The sequence below is a fragment of the Streptomyces sp. NPDC021562 genome (assembly GCF_040640875.1).
Classification (GTDB): Bacteria; Actinomycetota; Actinomycetes; order Streptomycetales; family Streptomycetaceae; genus Streptomyces.
This window is the reverse complement of record NZ_JBFACN010000013.1, coordinates 245,019-262,874: the sequence shown is the minus strand read 5'-3', so window position 1 is coordinate 262,874 and position 17,856 is coordinate 245,019. Positions and strand designations below refer to the sequence as shown.

The following is a 17,856-nucleotide window of genomic DNA, read 5'->3' as shown; positions in this document are numbered from 1 at the left end:
CGGGCGGCTGCCCCACACCCCCCGCGGCCGGAGTTGTCCCCATCGCGCAGGGGGCTCCGGGCCGCCCTGTCCCATGACCGCCGTGGTCTGGCCTCACGCTCGCATGGTGACCAGCTTCTGGCCGTTGCCCGCGAGGATCTCGAAGTGCTCGATGGCTCCCGGAGCCATGGCGACCGCTCCTGGGATCGTGGTGCTGGGAGGGTACTCGCCCGCCCGCCAGGTAGCGCCGTCCGCCCTGGCCCCGCCGGGCCCGACCGCCTGCAGCCGACAGGTGATTCCGGCGGGTGCCCCTCCTGCGGAGATCTGCAGAACACTGCCCCAGGCGGAGGGCGAGACCTTCACCGAGGCGGTGACGCCGGTGGTGGGATCGCTCCCGGAGAAGGTGCGCCAGACGGTCGGCGCGGTCGGCCCGGGCGGCCTCGCCTGGCTGCCCACGGATCCGATGGCCGCCAGCCATGTGCCACCGGCCGCTGCCGCGATGAACGTCAGCGAGACTGCGGCGCCGGCCAGTTGCAGACGCCAAGACCTGCGGCGCCTGGCCGCAGCCTGCTGGAGAAGCCTCTCCAGCGCACTCCCCTCCGGGATCTTCGACATCGCGGGCGCGGCGGGGCGTTCGGGGAGCGGGGAGCCCTGCGCGCTTTCGGCTGCCCGTACCACCAGTCGGTCGGTCAGGTCCGTTTCGGCCGCCGGCACCGTACGGCCCGAGGCCTCGGCTTCGGTCACCGTCGCCAGCAGCGCAGGCAACCCCGCCAGCTGGGCGTGTTCGGCCCGGCATTCGTTGCATGCCGCGAGGTGGGCGCGCACCTGTTCCGCTTCCGCCGAGGGCAGCGTGCCCAGGACGTAACCTCCCAACGCCAGCCGGAGGGCGTCGTGCTCCGCACTCATGGTCGCCGCCTCCTGCCCGCCACGGTCATGGCTCGATCCCCCGTTCCTGCAGCGCCAGCCGCAGGGCGTGCAGGGCGTAGTACGTCCGCGACTTCACTGTGCCCAGCGGGATGCCCAGCACCTGTGCGGCCTCCGCCATGGTCCGGCCCCGGTAGTAGGTCTCCAGCAGGACTGCGCGGTGGTCCGGGGACAGTGACCGGACGGCTTCGGCCACCGCCCAGCTCTGCAGTGCCTGCTCGATCTCGTCCTTGCCCGGCTTCTGCTCGGCGGCGCGCTCCAGCACATCGCCGCCGGCCTCGGCCGGCCTGGACTGCCGGGCTCGGTGGGCGTCGATGACCAGGTGTCGAGCGACCGTACACAGCCAAGCCCGGGCCGGGCCGCGTGCGGGGTCGAACGCGGCGGGATGCTGCCACGCCCGCAGCAGTGTCTCCTGTACCACGTCCTCTGCCCATTGCCAGTCTCCTGAGGTCAGTCGCAGCACGTAGTGGAACAGGGCTCCTGAGTGCTCCGCGTACAGCGTGCGCAGCAGTTCCTCATCCGCGGTCGAAAGGGTCCCTCTACCAGAGACACGGCGCGCGGAGCGATCCGGATCGGTCCTTGGGCCACGTTTTCGGGAACTCCAGGGCATAACACGATCATCAGGCATATGCGCCGCTTTGTCCCGTACGAGCTGCAGCGATCCCATGAAGTCCCACAAAAGGTGCGTATCCATCGAACCGCAGGAGCCATGCCGTCCGTGGAGGCGAACAGGAACCGGCTTGGAACTGGGGTGACCGAAATGCACCAGGCGCCACACACGCTCTGCAGCCCCGACCGGCGTCCAGCACACACCACGCCGATGGCGCTACGCACAGTGATCGGCGGCCGAGCCGGCGCAGTTCCCGTCTCCGTCTGATCAGTGAGGAACGCACACCATGCACGTGAACCTTCGCCCACCAACTCGGCGATCCCGTGCTGCGGCCGGGCTGGCCGTCGCCACCATCGCCACCGCGGGCACGCTGGGGCTCCTCAGCTCATGCGGCCCGTCGCCGCACCCCTCGTCCTCCGGGGCCGGCGCCGTCACGCCCGGTCCGGATCAGCACCAGACCCCCGGGATGCCCGGTGCCACGGGGTCGGGGAAAACGGCGGGCTCCGCTCCCGGCGCCTCCCCGATGCCCAGCATGAGCATGCCCATGAGCAGCTCGAGCACGGACGCGGCGGCCGCGCCGGTCACCGGGAATGCCGTCGCGATCAAAAACTTCGCGTTCTCCCCGGCCAAGCTGAAGGTCAAGGCGGGCACGAAGGTGACGTGGACGAACCAGGACACCGACGCCCACACCGTCACCAGCGCCGGATCGGGCGGCCCCCTGCACTCGGCCGCCCTGGCCACCCACGCCACCTACAGCTACACGTTCACCAAGCCCGGCACCTACGCCTACCTCTGCACCATCCATCCGTTCATGACCGCCACCGTTGAGGTGACCCGATGACCGACTACTACGACCGTCACGACGGAGCACCGGCCTACGACGCCGGCCGGCCTCGAACCGAGCACGGTATGACACGGCGTCAACTCATGCGTCACGCTGGCTGGTTCGGCGGCGCGGTGGTGCTGACCGTGGCCGGCGGAGAGGTGATCAGTCATATCGCGGACTCCCGGGACGCCAACGCCGTGGCTGCCGCCGGGGCCGTCGCCCCGGGAAGCGGCGCGCTGCGGTTCGTGCAGGTCTCCGACAGCCATATCGGGTTCCAGGGCCCGGCGAACATGGACGTGGCCGGCTCATTCAACGAAGCGATCAACCAGGTCAACTCACTCGGATTCAGGCCGGACTTCGTCATGCACAGCGGCGACCTGACCCACCTGTCCACGGCCGGGCAGTTCGACCAGGTCAAGCAGATGATGACCGGAATGCAGACGGACCGAGTCTTCACCGTACCGGGCGAACACGACTCCATCGGTGATGCGGGCCGCGCCTACCGGCGGACCTTCGGCATGGGCACGCTCGGCGACGGCTGGTACAGCTTCGACACCCACGGCGTGCACTTCATCGCCCTGGTCAACACCCTGAGCCTGGAGAAACTCGGGCACCTCGGCAACGCGCAGATCGACTTCGTACGCAAAGACCTGGCGGGACTGCCGTCGGACACCCCCGTCGTGGTCTTCAGCCACATCCCGCTGTTCGCCATGTACCCGAAGTGGGGCTGGAGCACCGACGACGCTCTCAAAGTCATCGCCCTCCTGCGCCGCTTCTCCTCCGTCACCTGTCTCAACGGGCACGTCCACCAACTGTTCACCAAGACAGAGGGCAACATCACCTTCCACTCCGCCACCACCACCGCCTACCCGCTGCCCAGACCGGGCCGCGCCCCCGCCCCCACGCCCCAGGTCGTCCCTGCCCGGCAGCTCAAGGACGCACTCGGCATCCGCAGCGTCGGCTACCGCCAAGGCGACCGCGAACTGGCCATCAAGGACCAGAGGCTGGCATGAACACCCAAGGATGCCTCGTCCCCACCCTGCGGGCGGCGACCGCCGCAACCCTGGCCGTGGGCGGATACGTCCACGCCCAGCTCTACGTCGACGGATACCGCTTCATCCACATCATTGGCCCCCTGTTCCTGCTCCAGGCCAGCGCGTCCTTCGCCCTCGCTGTCCTGCTGCTGATCGGGACACCACCCCCGCTGCTGAGGATCTCCGAGGCAGGCGTCGCACTCGGCGCCCTCGGCGGCTTCACCGCTTCGCGCACCGTTGGCGTGTTCGGGTTCACCGAGCGCGGTCTGCAACCGGCACCACAAGCCGTCCTCAGCCTCCTCGCCGAAACCGGCACGCTGCTGCTCCTCGCCATCTGGCAAGTGAGCGCGACCAGACAACGCCGCGCTGCCCGACCGACCGTCAGTACACCGATCCGGAACCGATTCCTCACCCGTACACCACCCAACTGAACCACCACCACGACGGGTCACGTCGGGACCGCAAATCGTTCGGCGAACTCAACGGCCTCGGCGCACTCACCGAGGCCGTTGAACACGCAGTACGTCCAGCAAGGTCGGCGAACAGCCTGCGACCGCAAGCTACCGCCGAACCCGGGGCATCCCCAGTCCGATCCAGGAGATGATCTCGCGCTGGATCTCGTTGTTGCCGCCGCCGAAGGTGAAGATGACCGCCGAGCGGTAGCCGCGTTCCAGGTCGCCGTGGAGGACCGCGCCGGCGGAGCCCTCCTTCAGCGGGCCCGCCGCACCGGCGATCTCCATGAGCCAGGCGTAGGCGTCACGGCGGGCCTCGGAGCCGTAGACCTTGACCGCGGAGGCGTCCTGCGGGGTGAGGGTGCCGTCCTGGACGGCGCTGACCATCTGCCAGTTGAGGAGCTTCATGGCGTCGAGGCGGGTGTGGGTCTGCGCGAGGCGGCGGCGCACCCAGGGCAGGTCGACGACCCGGCGGCCGTCGGCGAGCTTGGTCTCCGTGGCCCAGCGCTGCACGTCGCGCAGGGCACGGATGGCCATGGTGCCGTGTGCGGCGAGGGTGACGCGCTCGTGGTTGAGCTGGTTGGTGATCAGTCGCCAGCCCTGGTTCTCCTCGCCGACCCGGCGGGAGACGGGGACGCGGATGCTCTCGTAGTAGCTGGCGGTGGTGTCGTGGGAGGCGAGGGTGTTGATGAGGGTGCAGGAGTAGCCGGGGTCGGTGGTCGGCACCAGGAGCATGGTGATGCCCTTGTGGGGCGGGGCCTCGGGGTCGGTGCGGGTGGCGAGCCAGACCCAGTCGGCGGTGTCGCCGTTGGTGGTCCAGATCTTCTGGCCGTCGACGACGTACTCGTCGCCGTCCCGGACGGCCCTCGTCCTCAGGGCCGCGAGGTCGGTGCCGGCGTCGGGCTCGCTGTAGCCGATGGCGAAGTCGATCTCACCGGAGAGGATGCGGGGCAGGAAGTACGACTTCTGCTCCTCGGTGCCGAACTGCATGATCGTCGGGCCGACGGTGTTGAGCGCCATCAGGGGGAGCGGGACGCCCGCCTGGGCGGCCTCGTCGAAGAAGATGAACTGTTCCATCGCGGTCAGCCCGCGCCCCCCGTACTCCTCGGGCCACCCCACGCCGAGCCAGCCGTCCGCGCCGAGCCGCCGCAGGGTCTCGCGGTAGAAGCGTTTCTGCGCGGCCGGGTCGGCGTAGCGGGCGTACGCGTTGTCCGGCACCAGGCCGGCGAAGTAGGCGCGCAGTTCGGTGCGCAGCCGCTGCTGCTCGGGCGTGTGGTCGAGGTGCACGGCGCCTCCAGGCTCCCGACGGGCGGTCCTGACGGCGCACACCGTAGAACGTGTTCCAGAAATAGGGAATGGCGGTGCGGCCGTCTCTCACCCGGCGACGGTCAGCCGAGCACCGTGATGAAGTCGGTGCACGCTCTGGCGCACGCCCGGCAGGCTTCCGCACTCTTCTCGGCCCCGGGCTGGGTGTCGAAGGCCTGGGCGCACTCGAGGCAGACCGCCCGGCACCATTCGAGCTGGACGCGCAGGCCGGTCTCGTCCCTGCCGGTCTCCTCGGTCAGCGCCCGGCAGGTCGCGTCGCACACCTCGGCGCACATGATGCCCTTGCGGCGCACCTGTTCCGCCTGGGCGGCCCCACCCGGGTCGAGCACGCCGGCACGCAGCGCGCACGCCCGGGCGCACTCCGCGCAGGCCTGCGCGCACGCGAACCGGTCCTCCAGGAACCGGTACAGGTCCTGCTGGGAAGTCTGCTGTGTCACCCGGGCCGGGTAGCCGGGCGGGCGGTGCGGCAAACACCCCGGCGCCCGGCGGTTCCGGCCGGGCCGGGAGCCCGCCACGGCGTCGCGGACCGCGTACGATCAGTCACGCATCACGCCCGGTTCGCACCATTCTGGGTGGGTATCCCCTTGCTATGAGTACGGTATCGATGCAGCAGCTGGCCGCTCCCAGCGGCCTGATGAGTCTCGCGCTCTTCCTGGTGGCCGTGGCCGTGCTGGCGATGCTGGCCGGCGGCTTCTGGCTGGGCAACCGGGTCAAGTACCACGAGTCGGACCGGCCGCGCCCCGAGGAACAGCCGAAGCTGCCACCGGAGGGCCCGGTGCGCGAGGTCCTGGAGAACCGCGAGTCGGAGGAGATCCCGCAGGTCCCCAAGGGCGGCCGCCCGCTCACCCCGTACGAACTGGGCAACCAGCAGACCAGGCCGAGCACGTCGAAGGACCGCCCACGCTGGAGCAAGGGCTCCAGCGGCTCGTTCGGCGGCGGCGGACTCGGCGCCCACTGACCCGGCCCGCTACTCCCCCACGGTCCCCCGGCCCGCGTCGAGACGTCCGACGTGGGCCACGTTCCCGAGGTCCTCGGCGTCCTGGCTCGGCACGGCCGCGAACCAGGCGTCGAGGATCTCCTTGAGCACCGGCTGCGAGGTCAGTCGCAGGCTCAGGGCGAGCACGTTGGCGTCGTTCCAGCGCCGGGCGCCGTCGGCGGTGTAGGCGTCGGCGCACAGGGCCGCGCGCACCCCCGGGACCTTGTTCGCGGCGATCGAGGCACCGGTGCCGGTCCAGCAGCAGACGACCGCCTGGTCCGCGGCGCCGGTGGCCACGTCGCGGGCGGCGGCCTCCGAGCAGACCGCCCAGCGGGGATCGGCCTCCGGGTCGAGCACGCCGTACACGCGCACCTGGTGGCCGCGGCGGCGCACCTCCTCGACGAGGAGGCGGGCGACGGGTTCGTCCATGTCCGAGGAGACCGAGATCTTCACACCCCCGCACGTTACGCGCCGGCCCCGGGAACTTCACCCTCCCCTCGGGGTTTGACAGCGCCGCCCCGCCTCCACCATGCTTCCATTAATTAATTAGCACAAGCATGGTGGAACCGAGGAAGGCGACGTTGATCGACTACCGGATCGACCGTGGCAGCGGTGTACCGGCCTACGTGCAGATCGTCGAGCAGACCGAACGGGCGCTCAGGATGGGCACCCTGCGGGTCGGCGACAAGCTGCCCACGGCCAAGGAGGTGGTGGCGGCCACCGCCATCAACCCCAACACCGTGCTGCGCGCCTACCGCGACCTGGAGCAGGCCGGTCTGGTCGAACTGCGCCGCGGTCTCGGGACCTTCGTGACGCGGTCACTCGCCCGGCCCGACGCGGCGGACGACTCGCCGCTGCGCCGCGAGGCCACCGCTTGGGTGACCCGCGCCCGGGCGGCGGGGCTGGAGCGGGCCGATGTCCTCGCCCTGGTCACGGCCGCCCTGGACGCCTACGACGACCAGCACGACGGCACGGCCCCGGACCACCGGGGCCGGCAGGAGAAGGAGGACGCATGACCGGGCCTGACGCATCGGCCGCGCTGTGCGCCACGGGACTGGGGCTGCGGTACCGCAGACGGGGCGAATGGGCCCTGCGGGACTGCGAGTTCACGGTGCCCCGCGGCCGGGTCACCGCACTCGTCGGACGCAACGGCGCCGGCAAGAGCACCCTGCTGCACCTGGCCGGCGGCCTGCTGCGCCCCGGCGCCGGGGAACTCCGTGTCATGGGCACCGTTCCCGGTACGGCCGAGTCCCGCGCCCGGGTCGCGCTGCTCACCCAGGACAAGCCGCTCTACCCGCGCCTCACCGTGGCGGACACCCTGCTGATGGGCGAGAAGCTGAACTCCACGTGGGACCGGGCAACCGCCGAGCGGATCGTCCGCGAGGGCGGCATCCCGTTCCGCGCCCGGGTCGGCGAACTGTCCCCCGGCCGTCGCACGCGCGTCGCGCTCGCCCTGGCCCTGGGCAAACGGCCCCGGCTCCTGCTTCTCGACGAGCCGTTGGCCGACCTCGACCCGGTGGCACGCGGCGAGATCATGGCCGAGCTGATGGTCGAGGCCGCCGAGCACGCCACGGACATCGTGCTGTCCTCGCACGTCCTGCCGGAACTGGAGGAGACCTGCGACTGGGTCCTGGTCCTGCGGGACGGTCGCGTCGGGGTGTGCGAGGACGCCGACGCGCTGCGCCACAGCCACGCCGTGCTGACCGGGCCCGCCGGCCAGGCCGACGCCCTGGCCGCACAGCACACCGTCGTGCACAGCCGTACCGCCGGCAGACAACTGACCACCCTGATACGGCAGCACGGACCGGTGCACGGTGACTGGCACGTCGCACGCCCCGCTCTGGCGGACGTCCTGGTCGGCTACCTCCGGTCCGGCGCACCGGGGTTCCCCGCCGCCGCTTCCGCCGCACGGACGGGGGCGGCCGCGTGAAGGGCTCCCTCTGGCTCGCATGGCGCCAGCACCGCGTGCCGGCCGGCATCGGCGCGGCAGCGCTGGTGGTCGCCGCGGCGATCGCCTCGTACTACCGCTCGGGCATGCTGGACGCCCTGCACAGCGGCCTGTTCGACCACTGCCCCACCGGGCCGCTGTACTGCACCCGCTCCGGCACCGGCCTGCCCCTGCTGCTGGACATCGAGCCGCTGCAGTACCTCGGGGCGCTGAACATCGCGCTGCCCGTCGTCATCGGCGTCTTCTGGGGCGCCCCCTTGCTGGGCCGCGACCGGGAACTCGGCACCCACCGCATGATCCTCGCCCAGGGCGTGAGCCGGGGCCAGTGGTTCACCTCCCGGTTCACGCTGGCCGCGGTGACCACGACGGCCCTGTCCGGCCTGCTGGCGGGGGTGTTCGCCTGGTGGTGGCGGCCGGCCGCCGACCGGAGCTACGGACTGTTCTGGTACGACGACACGGCCCTGAGCGGTTCGGGCCCCCGCGTCGTGGCGGCCGCCCTGTTCGGCCTGGCGGCCGGCACCCTGCTCGGCCTGCTGGCCCGCCGGGTACTGGCGGCGATGGGCCTGACCCTGCTGGTGACGGGCGCGACGACGCTCCTGCTGGAGTGGACGCACCGGACCCGGCTGCTGGTCCCGCCGCACACCTACGTCAGCACCGGCAGCGTCCCCAAGGCGCCGATGGGCGAGAAGTGGTCGACCGGCACCTACGGCCTGATCACCGCCTCCGGCCGCCACGACGACGTGCTGAACTGCCCCTATCCGTCGGGCTCCCAGCTCAGGGAGTGCATGGCCGCGCACGGGTACGTCGCCCGCTTCTACGAGGCCAATCCGGCCGGTGACTACTGGGCGTTCCAGTGGACCGACACCGCCGTCCTGGGCGGCCTGGCCGTGCTGCTCACGGTCGCCACCGTGCTGCTCCTGCGCCGCCGCGTCTGACCGCGGCGCCGGCCGGCCGCTTCTTCCCTTCACTTCCCCCCGACGGGGGTCACCTTGCGCACGGAGGTCGCTTCGCCATGCCGTCCGACATACCCGCCGGAGGACCGTCCGCCGAACCGCGGCCGAACGGGCCGGCCCGGCTGGCCGCGGTGGACGGGCTCCGCCTGGTCGCGGCCCTCATGGTGGCCGCGTACCACTTCCTCGGAACGCCCACACCGCGCTTCTGGGGACGCACCGAACTCCGTGACCTCGCTCCGTTCCTGCACGAGATCAGCCGCTACGGCTGGCTCGGGGTCGAGTTCTTCTTCGCCATCAGCGGGTTCGTCATCTGCATGAGCTGCTGGGGACGGACTCCGGGACAGTTCGCCGTCTCCCGCGTGGCACGGCTCTTCCCGGCCTACTGGTGCGCGGTGCTCCTCGTCGTCGGGCTCGTCCTCGTCTCACGGCTGGGTCACTGGCCCGCCGCCACCCGGGTCGACCCCCGCACCGTCGTCGGAAACCTGACGATGGCTCCGGGGCCCCTGGGGCTCGACCTGGTCGACGGGGTCAGCTGGACGCTGTGGGTGGAGGCCCGCTTCTACCTGCTGATGGCCGTGCTGCTCGTCTTCGGGCTCTCGTACCGGCGGGTGGTGGCCTGCTGCGCGGCCTGGCTCATGGCCGGTGTCGTCGCTCTCGAACTGCACTCACCGCTGCTCGACGAATTCGTCCTGCCCCGCTACACCGGCCTGTTCGTCGCCGGAATCGTGCTGTACCTCATGCACAGGTTCGGGCAGAGCCTCCTGCTCTGGCTGCTGCTGGGCTTCGCCTGGGCCTACGAACTCACCGTGCTCGACATCCGGGTGGCCGACCACGCCACCGTGCCCGCGGGTGAGAGCCGCCCCTCCTGGGCCGTGTGCGCGGCCGTGCTCACGGTCTGCCTCGGGCTGCTGGCACTGGCCGGTGTCCAAGGCCCCCTGGCGAGACTGCGATGGCGTCCGCTGGTCACCGCGGGCGGACTCACCTACCCCTTCTACCTCGTCCACCAGAGCATCGGAATTCCCTTGGCCAAAGGCCTGATCCGGGCTTTTCCGAAGCTGGGGCCGCTGCCTTCGATGGCGGTGTCGGTCGTGTGCGTGCTGGGGCTGTCCCTGCTCGTCCACACCGTGGTGGAGCGCCCGCTCGGGCGCCTGCTGAGGCATCGTCTGACGCTCGACGCACGGGTACGGGACCTGGGCGCGCAGCCGGTCCTGACCCGCGCCCGGTAACGCCGCAACTCACCGCGAGAAAGGTTCCCATGCCCGTCACCACCCGCAAGAGACGCATGATCGTCGCCGCCGTGACGGCGGTGGCCACCGCCCTGGCCGTCGCGCTGACCCTGGCCCTCACGGTCACGACCTACGACCACACCTCACCGCGCGCCGCCCGCGACAAGGCGAGGGGAACGGTGCGGGGCGCCGTCGACTGCCGCAAGGCGAAGTGCGTGGCCCTCAGCTTCGACGGCGGTCCCAGCCCGACTACCCCGGGGCTGCTGGACATCCTCGCAAAGGACCACCTGCACGCGACGTTCTTCGTGCAGGGCAGGGGCCACATCGCGAAGTACCCGGGCATCCTGCGCCGGATGGCGGCCGAGGGGCACGAGATCGGCAACCACACCTGGACCCATCCGAGGCTCACGGAGATCACCGAGGCCGACGCCCGCCGGGAGCTGACCCGCACCCAGGACGCCATCCAGCGGATCACCGGCACCAGGCCCGTGCTCATGCGTCCCCCGCAGGGCCGCACCAACCGCAAGGTGGCGAAGGTCTGCCGGGAGCTGGGACTGGCGCAGGTGCTGTGGAGCGTCACGGCCAAGGACTACGAGACGACCGACTCGGCCCTGATCACCAGAAGGGTGCTGGACCAGACCCACCGCGACGGCATCATCCTGCTGCACGACCTGCACAAGGGGACCGTGCCCGCCGTCCCGGGGATCATCGAGGCGCTCGAAGCACGCGGCTACACCATCGTCACGGTGTCACAGCTGCTGGCCCCCGCCGAGCCGCAGCCGGGCATGGTCTACCGGCCCTGAGGAGGACGGGCCGGTGCTCGGCCCGTCCCGTCGGCCGACCGCGCCGCCTCGGCGTCCGTGCGGGCCTCGATCGCGGTGAGCACCGAGGACATGTCGAGGCGGCCGTTGCCCAGCCGTACGCTCTCGCCGTACAGGTCGCTGCTCAGGTCGAGCAGCGGCGTGGCGAGGCCGGCCGCACGGGCGGCGTCGGCGATGAGCCGGGTGCTGGCGTGGGCGTCGGCGGTGGCCGCCTGCACGGTGAAGTCGTGGGCGGCGAGCATCGGCACCTTGACCCGGGTCACCCCGCTGCCCAGCTGGCCTGAGTCGACCACGGACCGGAAGGTCTCCAGGTCCAGGCCCTGCCGCTGGGCGAAGTGCACGGACTCCGCCAGCGCCGCGATCGTCGTGGTCAGGTACAGGTTGACGGCCAGTTTCATCAGCACCCCGGAGCCGGCCGGGCCGCAGTGGACGACCTCCCGGCACATCGGCGCGAGCAGCGGCCGCACCTGCGCCACGGTGTCCGGGTCGCCGCCGAGCATCGCGACCAGTTCGCCCGCCTCGGCGGGCTTGCGCGATCCGGACACCGGCGCCTCGACGAACCGGCCGCCCGCGGCCCGGACGTCGGCGGCGAGGCCGCGCGCGTACTCGGGGGACGTCGATCCCGTCGACACCACGACCCGGTCGGCGACGAGTTTCCCGAACCCCGGTCCGCCCCGGCCCAGAACCGTGTCCGTCACCGCCTCGTCGAGGAGCATGACGATCACGGCATGCGCCCGGGCGAAGACCTCCTCGACGCTCGCCGCGACCAGCGCCCCGGCCGCCCGCAGCGGCTCCGCCCGTTCCGGCGTCCGGTTCCAGACGACGAGCGGGGTTCCGGCCCGGGCGAGGTTGAGCGCCATGGGCTGCCCCATCACCCCGAGCCCGACGAAGCCGTACATCGGGGCGTCGGGGCTGTCGGCGACGTGCGTCATCGTCGTGACTCCTGCTCTCTCGGCGAAAGATGCGGACACGCGGTACGGGAACCCTCCGCACTGTACGGCGCGAGAACGACGGCCCCACCCCGCCCACCGCCACACACGGCCACGGCTCCCCACGCCGCGGTCGCCTCGTCCCTCGACCGTTGCCCCGTTCGGCTCAGGTGCGGCGCGCCTGAGGCGGCTGGGAGGCTGGCGGTGCAGGATCCAGGGAACGGCGGCGGTCCCGGGACGGGCCGCCCGGCACCGCCCCACCGTGTGAAGAGGTCCGGCCATGCAACGCTTCGACGACCCGCTCCTCCCCCTCCCCCACTCCCTCCGTGTCACGCCGGCGGCGGCATGACCGGCGGCCCGGGCGGCGGACGCTACGGCGAGGCGGTCTTCCGGCCCGAGCAGGCGGGTGAGGGCGAGCGCATCGACTTCGGGGCCCTCGCCTACGACGACATCACCATGGCACGGCTGCGAGCGCTCGGGGCCGGCCCCGGGTGGCGCTGCCTCGACGTGGGCGCCGGCACCGGCACGGTCGCCCGCCGGCTGCTCGACGAGGCCGGGGTGGAGAGCGTGCTCGCCGTCGACCGCGACGTGCGGTTCCTTCCCGAGCGGCCCGGGCTCGACGTGCTGGAGACCGACATCACCGCCGCACACGCCGTTCGCGGCCGGTTCCGGCTGGTGCACGCCAGGTTCGTCCTGATGCACCTGGGCGAGCACGAACGTCTGGTCACGACGCTGGCCGAACTGGTCGAGCCCGGCGGCGTACTGGTGCTCAGCGACGCCGTCGACGTGACGAACGACCGGACGCCGGACACGACGTACACCGTCGCGATGCGGGCGATGTGGCAGGGGCTGCGGGCGACCATCGGCACCGACGTCTCGTGGGTGCCGTCGTACCCACGGCTGCTGCGCGGGGCCGGGCTGCTGCCGGTCGCCGCCGAACTGCACGTGCCGCCGCTGCTGCCGGGCAGTCCCCTCAGCCGCTTCTGGGCGGACACCTGGGAGCGGAGCCGGTCGGCGATGGTGGCCACCGGCCTGGTGGACGACGCGGCCGTCGACACGGCGATCCGCTACCTGGCCTCCGACGAGTGCGCCGCGCTCTCCGCAGGCATGCTCACCGCCTGGGGCTGGAAGCGCTCACCCCTGTCGTGACGCGGGGCGTACCAGGCCGCCGCAGGGCGGGCGCCATCGCCGCCGTTCCCGCGGACGGCTGCATGACAGCGCAGTCAGTGGGTGGCCGCCTGTGACATGATTGCCGTCGACCGAGCGCCCACCGGGAGAAGTCATGCCACCAGAGACGGGACGCGGCAGGGGCGGTGCCGCTCCGCGCAGTGTCGACGTGGCCCGGCTCGCCGGTGTCTCGCAGAAGACCGTGTCCCGGGTCTTCAACGACGAGCCGTACGTCTCCGACGACGTACGCCGTCGTGTTCTCCACGCCGCCGGACAACTCGGCTACCGGCGCAACAACGCCGCCCGGGCACTGGCGTCCGGACGCACCCGCTCCATCGGCGTGGTGACGCTCGGCACCGCCCTGTTCGGACCCGCCTCGCTGCTCATGGGCGTCGAGCGGGTCGTCCGCGACACCGGCTACGCGCTGCGCGTGGTCAACACGGTGGAGGGCGACCCGGCGGGCCTCTCCGGCGCCGTGGACTCGCTTCTGGACCAGGGCGTGGACGGCATCGTCATCTCCGAACCCATCGACGAGCGGCGGGACGGCGAGGACACCTCGCTGCGGGTCGACGTCCCGGTGCTCGTGATCGGCGCGCCGCCGCCGGTCACCGCGCCCACCGTGCTGACCGCGGGCGACGGCGCCGACCTGATGGCCCGCACGGCCACCGAACACCTGCTGTCCCTGGGGCACCTGACGGTCCACCACCTCGCCGGTCCGCGGCGCTGGTACGCGGCGCGGTACCGGCTGGAGGGGTGGCGGGCCGCCCTGACCGCACAGGGCAGGACCGTGCCCCCGGTCGTCACGGGCGACTGGTCGGCCGCGTCCGGGTACGCGGCGGGCCGGACGCTCGCCGCGGACGACACCGTCACCGCTGTCTTCGCCGCCAACGACGACATGGCGATCGGCCTGATCCGGGCCCTGGCGGAGGCGGGGCGGCGGGTGCCGGAGGACGTCAGCGTGGTCGGCTTCGACGACATCCCGGTCGCCGCCTATGTGACTCCCCCGCTCACCACGGTGCGTCAGCCCTTCGACGCGGTGGCGCAGGAAGGCCTGAAACGTCTGGTGCACGCCATCGAGAACCCGGCGGCGGACCCCCTGCCGGCGAGCGGGCCACCGGTCGAGCTAGTGGTCCGCGCCTCGACCGCGCCACCGCCGGACGACGCCGCCGTCCCCTCGAACTGAGCTCCCGGCAGGCCGCGAAACGTCTGTGTCCGCACAGTCCGGACGGCATCTGCGCAGAAGCACCACACAGGCTGCACACTGCCTGGCCAAAGGCTCGCTAGCGTTCTGGCCGTTCGATCCCACGTGCGAACGAGACCAGGCCACGGCCCACACGCCGTCGGCGCAGTCGAGTCAGGAAGACCGCGGATGGACTACTGCACCTTGTGCCGTCGGCACCTCAACGGCGCCCTGGTGTGCCCCGGATGCGGCGCGTACGCCCCGGACATCGCTCCCCGCGGCACCGCGGCGGCTCCGGTGGCCGCCGGTACGGCGGCCTGGCAGTCGCGTGCCGAGGACACCTGGCACGACAGCGAGGACACGCACGTCGAGGAGACGACCGAGAGGACGACCGGCGAGACGACGGAGGAACCGTACGACGGTCCGGACGCCGCCTCCTCCGCTGCGAACGCGTCGCTCGGCCGGGCGGCGCGGCGCCGTCAGCGGGCCCGCTGGAAGAAGAACCAGCGCCGGGCCGTGGTGGCCACCGCGGTCGCCCTGGTCGGCGGCGGTCTCACGGTCGCCTCCATGAACGGGCACACCACGAGCCGCGCGCAGGCGGCCACCGCCCCCGACAACTCGCCCATGGGAGCCGTGGACGGCCAGGCCGCCGAGCCCACCGAGCCCCCCGCCGCGACACCGGCCCCGACCGGCAGGCACCGTGCCCCGGACCGCACGACGGACGCCCGTCCGGTCACGGCGAACACACCGCGGGAGCAGACCACGGGCGTGCCGCGGGCCGCGGGAGCACACCGTCAGGACAGCGCCGTCTCAGCGCGGCCCACGACGGCGTCCGCCGCACAGGCGCAGTCCGCCACCACGTCCGGCACATCGGGCACGTCCACCGCGTCCGGCACGTCCACGTCCGGCTCCTCCGCCGCTTCCTCGGCGCCGGCGGCCACCTCGACCCCGGCCGCGCCCGCCGCCGGCAGCACACCGGCGTCGCCGGCGAACCCCGCCCCGGCCGCGACCTCATCCTCACAGCTCTGCCTGCTCGTCCTCTGCGTCGGCTGACGAGAAGGCCGCCGGGGAGGCGGGAAGGGCGTCGCCGGCGCCTGGCGGGCGCCCCTCTCGCGGGCCGACACGTTCCCCGTGTCGGTCTGCTGCGAGCGCAGTAGGCGCAAGTGTCTGCGGTCGGCCGACGACGAGAGTTCCGGGGATTGGGAGCGTGGAGGGGTGCCGGGACGCCCGGCCCGTGAAGCTCCTCGGAAAGGCCCCGTCGATGTCCCCTCTCGCCCGCTGGTGCCACCGGCACCGGCTCGCCGTCGTCCTGGCCTGGGTGGGCCTGCTGTTCGCCCTCGGCCTCGGGGTCGGCATGGCCGGCAGCGCCTTCGGCAACAGCAGCACGTCACAGAACACCGACTCGGCCAGGGCGGCGGCTCTGCTCCAGAAGGCGTCGAACAGCGCGGCCGGCAAGAGCGGCCGGATCGTCTGGCAGACGCGGCAGGGCAAGGTCACCGACGCCGCCGCCGAACGAGCGATGACCGACGCCGTCGAGCGCGTGGCAGCCGCGCCGGGCGTGGCCTCGGTGTCCAGCCCCTACTCCCCGGACGGCGCGCGCCAGATCAGCGCGGACCGCACCACGGCCTTCGCCACCGTCACCTTCGACCAGGACGTCGGCGACTCCCAGATCGACCGCGTGAGGCAACTCGCCACCGGCCCCGGAACGGCGCGGCTGCACATCGCCCTGAACGGGCAGGCGTTCTCGGTCAGCCCCGCGCCGAACGCGGCCGCCGACGCCATGGGGATCGCGCTCGCCTTCGCCGTGCTGCTGTTCGTGTTCCGGGCGGTGTGGGTGGCGGTGCTGCCCATCGTCACGGCGGTCGTCGGTGTCGGCACCTCCGCGGTCGCGGTGATGCTGCTCAGCCATGTCGTCACGCTCTCCAGCACCACGCTGACCCTCGGCTCACTGATCGGACTGGGCGTGGGCATCGACTACGCCCTGCTCATCGTCAATCGGCATCGCACCAACCTCCTTGGAGGCACCGGCATCGCCGAATCAATCGCCAAATCCCTCAACACCTCCGGCCGTGCGGTGATCTTCGCCGGACTGACCGTCGTCATCGCCCTGCTCGGCATGCTCACCCTGAACGTCGGCATCCTCGACGGCATGGCCGTCGGCGCGGCCGTCACCGTCGTCCTGACCGTGCTGGCCGCCGTCACCCTGCTGCCGGCGCTGCTCGGTCTGATCGGCTCCCGGGTCCTCAGCCGCCGGGAGCGCCGCGCCCTGGCCGACGTGGGTCCGCGGAGCACGATCGAGGCGGGCCCCTGGTCGCGGTGGGCCGGACATGTGCAGGCCCGCCCGAAGACCCTGGGTCTGCTCGGCCTCGTCGTGGTGACGGCGCTCGCCCTGCCGACGCTCAGCCTCCGCCTCGGTGCGGCCGACGACGGCAACCTGCCCGCGTCATCCACCAACCGCCAAGCGTACGACATGATCGCGCACGGGTTCGGGCCCGGCGTCAACGGCCCGCTCGTTCTCGCCGTCCAGGCACCCGCCGCCGCCGACAGGGCGGCCGCGGCGAAGCTGGTCACCACCCTTCGGCAGGTGGACGGCGTCGCCAGTGCGAACGCGGCGCCCATGCGGGAGGGCCAGACGGTCGGGGCGATCTCCGTCGTCCCGACGACCTCCCCGCAGTCGGCGGCCACCTCCGACCTGATCGACCACCTGCGCGCCGAGGTCGTCCCGCGCGCGGAACAGGGCACGTCGATGAAGGTCTACGTGGGCGGTGTCACCGCGAGCAACGACGACTTCGCCTCCGTACTGACAGCCAAACTCCCCCTGTTCGTGCTGGTCATCGCCGCGCTCGGCTTCCTGCTGCTGACCGTCGCCTTCCGCAGCCTGCTCATCCCCGCCGTGGGCGCCGTACTGAACATCCTGAGCATCGGGGTGGCCTTCGGCGCGATCGTCGTCGTCTTCCAGTACGGCTTCGGTGCCTCGCTCCTCGGACTCGGTGCCGCCGGACCGATCGAGTCGTTCGTACCCATCCTGGTCGTCGGGATCATGTTCGGCCTCTCCATGGACTACCAGGTCTTCCTGGTCAGCCGGATGCGCGAGGAGTGGGCCCACACCGGGGACAGTCACCGGGCGGTGCGGGTCGGCCAGGCCGAGACGGGCCAGGTGATCGCGGTCGCCGCCACCATCATGTTCTGCGTCTTCGGCTCCTTCGTCTTCGGCGGCCTGCGGGTGATCTCCGAGTTCGGCGTGAGCCTCGCGGTGGCGGTCGCCCTCGACGCGCTGCTGATCCGGATGGTCGTCGTGCCGGCGCTCATGCACCTGTGCGGACGCGCCAACTGGTGGCTGCCCCGCCGCCTGGACCGCGCGCTGCCCCGGTTCTCGGTGGAAGGGCCGTCCGAGGAGCCTGCGTCCCGTCCCGGGCCGGGACGGGAGCCGCAGACCGCGGGTCTGCCGCGCTGACGTCGGCCCACCGGCGGCACGGCCCCGCCGGGGCCGTGCCGCATAGTGAAG

19 protein-coding genes are annotated in these 17,856 nt (G+C 72.1%); 13 read left to right on the top strand and 6 right to left on the bottom strand.

What is annotated here, in order from left to right:
• Positions 1-93: 93 nt before the first annotated feature.
• Complete coding sequence (locus tag AB0G52_RS22295) at positions 94-885, bottom strand: zf-HC2 domain-containing protein (protein WP_132887605.1); 792 nt, start codon at positions 883-885, stop codon at positions 94-96.
• Positions 886-910: 25 nt separating this feature from the next.
• Positions 911-1,513 carry a sigma-70 family RNA polymerase sigma factor gene (locus AB0G52_RS22290; RefSeq protein ID WP_361338082.1) on the bottom strand — a complete coding sequence of 201 codons (603 nt, stop codon included), beginning with the start codon at positions 1,511-1,513 and terminating at the stop codon, positions 911-913.
• A 544-nt stretch (positions 1,514-2,057) separates the two neighbouring features.
• Here AB0G52_RS22290 and AB0G52_RS22285 point away from each other — a divergent pair.
• The 3 genes from AB0G52_RS22285 (at position 2,058) to AB0G52_RS22275 (ending at position 3,804) form a co-directional block, all read left to right on the top strand.
• Positions 2,058-2,354, top strand: a complete 297-nt coding sequence (locus AB0G52_RS22285; protein ID WP_361338080.1) for a plastocyanin/azurin family copper-binding protein — start codon at positions 2,058-2,060, stop codon at positions 2,352-2,354.
• Between the two features lie 86 nt (positions 2,355-2,440).
• Positions 2,441-3,352, top strand: coding sequence for a metallophosphoesterase (locus tag AB0G52_RS22280; protein ID WP_361338078.1), 912 nt, complete (start codon positions 2,441-2,443; stop codon positions 3,350-3,352).
• Positions 3,349-3,804: a hypothetical protein gene (locus tag AB0G52_RS22275; RefSeq protein WP_132887601.1), complete on the top strand. Its 456-nt coding sequence runs from the start codon at positions 3,349-3,351 to the stop codon at positions 3,802-3,804. The genes AB0G52_RS22280 and AB0G52_RS22275 overlap by 4 nt, the downstream gene beginning before the upstream one ends.
• Positions 3,805-3,933: 129 nt before the next feature.
• On the opposite strand, the gene AB0G52_RS22270 is transcribed toward AB0G52_RS22275, so the two are convergent.
• Positions 3,934-5,112, bottom strand: a complete 1,179-nt coding sequence (locus tag AB0G52_RS22270) for an acyl-CoA dehydrogenase family protein (RefSeq protein WP_132887600.1) — start codon at positions 5,110-5,112, stop codon at positions 3,934-3,936.
• 101 nt (positions 5,113-5,213) lie between these two features.
• Positions 5,214-5,588, bottom strand: a complete 375-nt coding sequence (locus AB0G52_RS22265) for a four-helix bundle copper-binding protein (protein WP_132887599.1) — start codon at positions 5,586-5,588, stop codon at positions 5,214-5,216.
• A 152-nt stretch (positions 5,589-5,740) separates the two neighbouring features.
• Between AB0G52_RS22265 and AB0G52_RS22260 the strand changes: the two genes are divergently transcribed.
• Positions 5,741-6,109, top strand: coding sequence for a DUF6479 family protein (locus AB0G52_RS22260; protein WP_207921651.1), 369 nt, complete (start codon positions 5,741-5,743; stop codon positions 6,107-6,109).
• A gap of 9 nt (positions 6,110-6,118) precedes the next feature.
• On the opposite strand, the gene AB0G52_RS22255 is transcribed toward AB0G52_RS22260, so the two are convergent.
• Positions 6,119-6,580, bottom strand: coding sequence for an RpiB/LacA/LacB family sugar-phosphate isomerase (locus AB0G52_RS22255; protein WP_132887598.1), 462 nt, complete (start codon positions 6,578-6,580; stop codon positions 6,119-6,121).
• Between the two features lie 104 nt (positions 6,581-6,684).
• Between AB0G52_RS22255 and AB0G52_RS22250 the strand changes: the two genes are divergently transcribed.
• From AB0G52_RS22250 to AB0G52_RS22230, 5 genes are all read left to right on the top strand, one after another.
• Complete coding sequence (locus tag AB0G52_RS22250) at positions 6,685-7,143, top strand: GntR family transcriptional regulator (RefSeq protein WP_132887597.1); 459 nt, start codon at positions 6,685-6,687, stop codon at positions 7,141-7,143.
• Complete coding sequence (locus tag AB0G52_RS22245) at positions 7,140-8,057, top strand: ABC transporter ATP-binding protein (protein WP_132887596.1); 918 nt, start codon at positions 7,140-7,142, stop codon at positions 8,055-8,057. Before AB0G52_RS22250 ends, AB0G52_RS22245 begins: the two co-directional genes overlap by 4 nt.
• Positions 8,054-9,010, top strand: a complete 957-nt coding sequence (locus AB0G52_RS22240; protein ID WP_132887595.1) for a transporter — start codon at positions 8,054-8,056, stop codon at positions 9,008-9,010. The genes AB0G52_RS22245 and AB0G52_RS22240 overlap by 4 nt, the downstream gene beginning before the upstream one ends.
• Before the next feature lie 77 nt (positions 9,011-9,087).
• The gene (locus tag AB0G52_RS22235; protein WP_132887594.1) at positions 9,088-10,254 is read left to right on the top strand and encodes an acyltransferase; all 1,167 of its coding nucleotides are present in this window, start codon (positions 9,088-9,090) and stop codon (positions 10,252-10,254) included.
• A gap of 29 nt (positions 10,255-10,283) precedes the next feature.
• Positions 10,284-11,057, top strand: coding sequence for a polysaccharide deacetylase family protein (locus AB0G52_RS22230; protein ID WP_132887593.1), 774 nt, complete (start codon positions 10,284-10,286; stop codon positions 11,055-11,057).
• Here AB0G52_RS22230 and AB0G52_RS22225 read toward each other — a convergent pair.
• The gene (locus AB0G52_RS22225; RefSeq protein WP_361338073.1) at positions 11,045-12,007 is read right to left on the bottom strand and encodes an NAD(P)-dependent oxidoreductase; all 963 of its coding nucleotides are present in this window, start codon (positions 12,005-12,007) and stop codon (positions 11,045-11,047) included. The genes AB0G52_RS22230 and AB0G52_RS22225 overlap by 13 nt on opposite strands.
• 342 nt (positions 12,008-12,349) lie before the next feature.
• Between AB0G52_RS22225 and AB0G52_RS22220 the strand changes: the two genes are divergently transcribed.
• The 4 genes from AB0G52_RS22220 (at position 12,350) to AB0G52_RS22205 (ending at position 17,805) form a co-directional block, all read left to right on the top strand.
• Complete coding sequence (locus AB0G52_RS22220; protein ID WP_361338071.1) at positions 12,350-13,153, top strand: methyltransferase domain-containing protein; 804 nt, start codon at positions 12,350-12,352, stop codon at positions 13,151-13,153.
• 133 nt (positions 13,154-13,286) lie between these two features.
• Positions 13,287-14,354: a LacI family DNA-binding transcriptional regulator gene (locus AB0G52_RS22215; RefSeq protein WP_132887591.1), complete on the top strand. Its 1,068-nt coding sequence runs from the start codon at positions 13,287-13,289 to the stop codon at positions 14,352-14,354.
• 186 nt (positions 14,355-14,540) lie between these two features.
• Positions 14,541-15,404 (top strand): hypothetical protein, encoded by an 864-nt coding sequence (locus AB0G52_RS22210; protein ID WP_165939281.1) that lies wholly within the window; start codon positions 14,541-14,543, stop codon positions 15,402-15,404.
• A 181-nt stretch (positions 15,405-15,585) separates the two neighbouring features.
• The gene (locus AB0G52_RS22205; RefSeq protein ID WP_361338068.1) at positions 15,586-17,805 is read left to right on the top strand and encodes an MMPL family transporter; all 2,220 of its coding nucleotides are present in this window, start codon (positions 15,586-15,588) and stop codon (positions 17,803-17,805) included.
• The last annotated feature ends 51 nt before the right edge of the window (positions 17,806-17,856 follow it).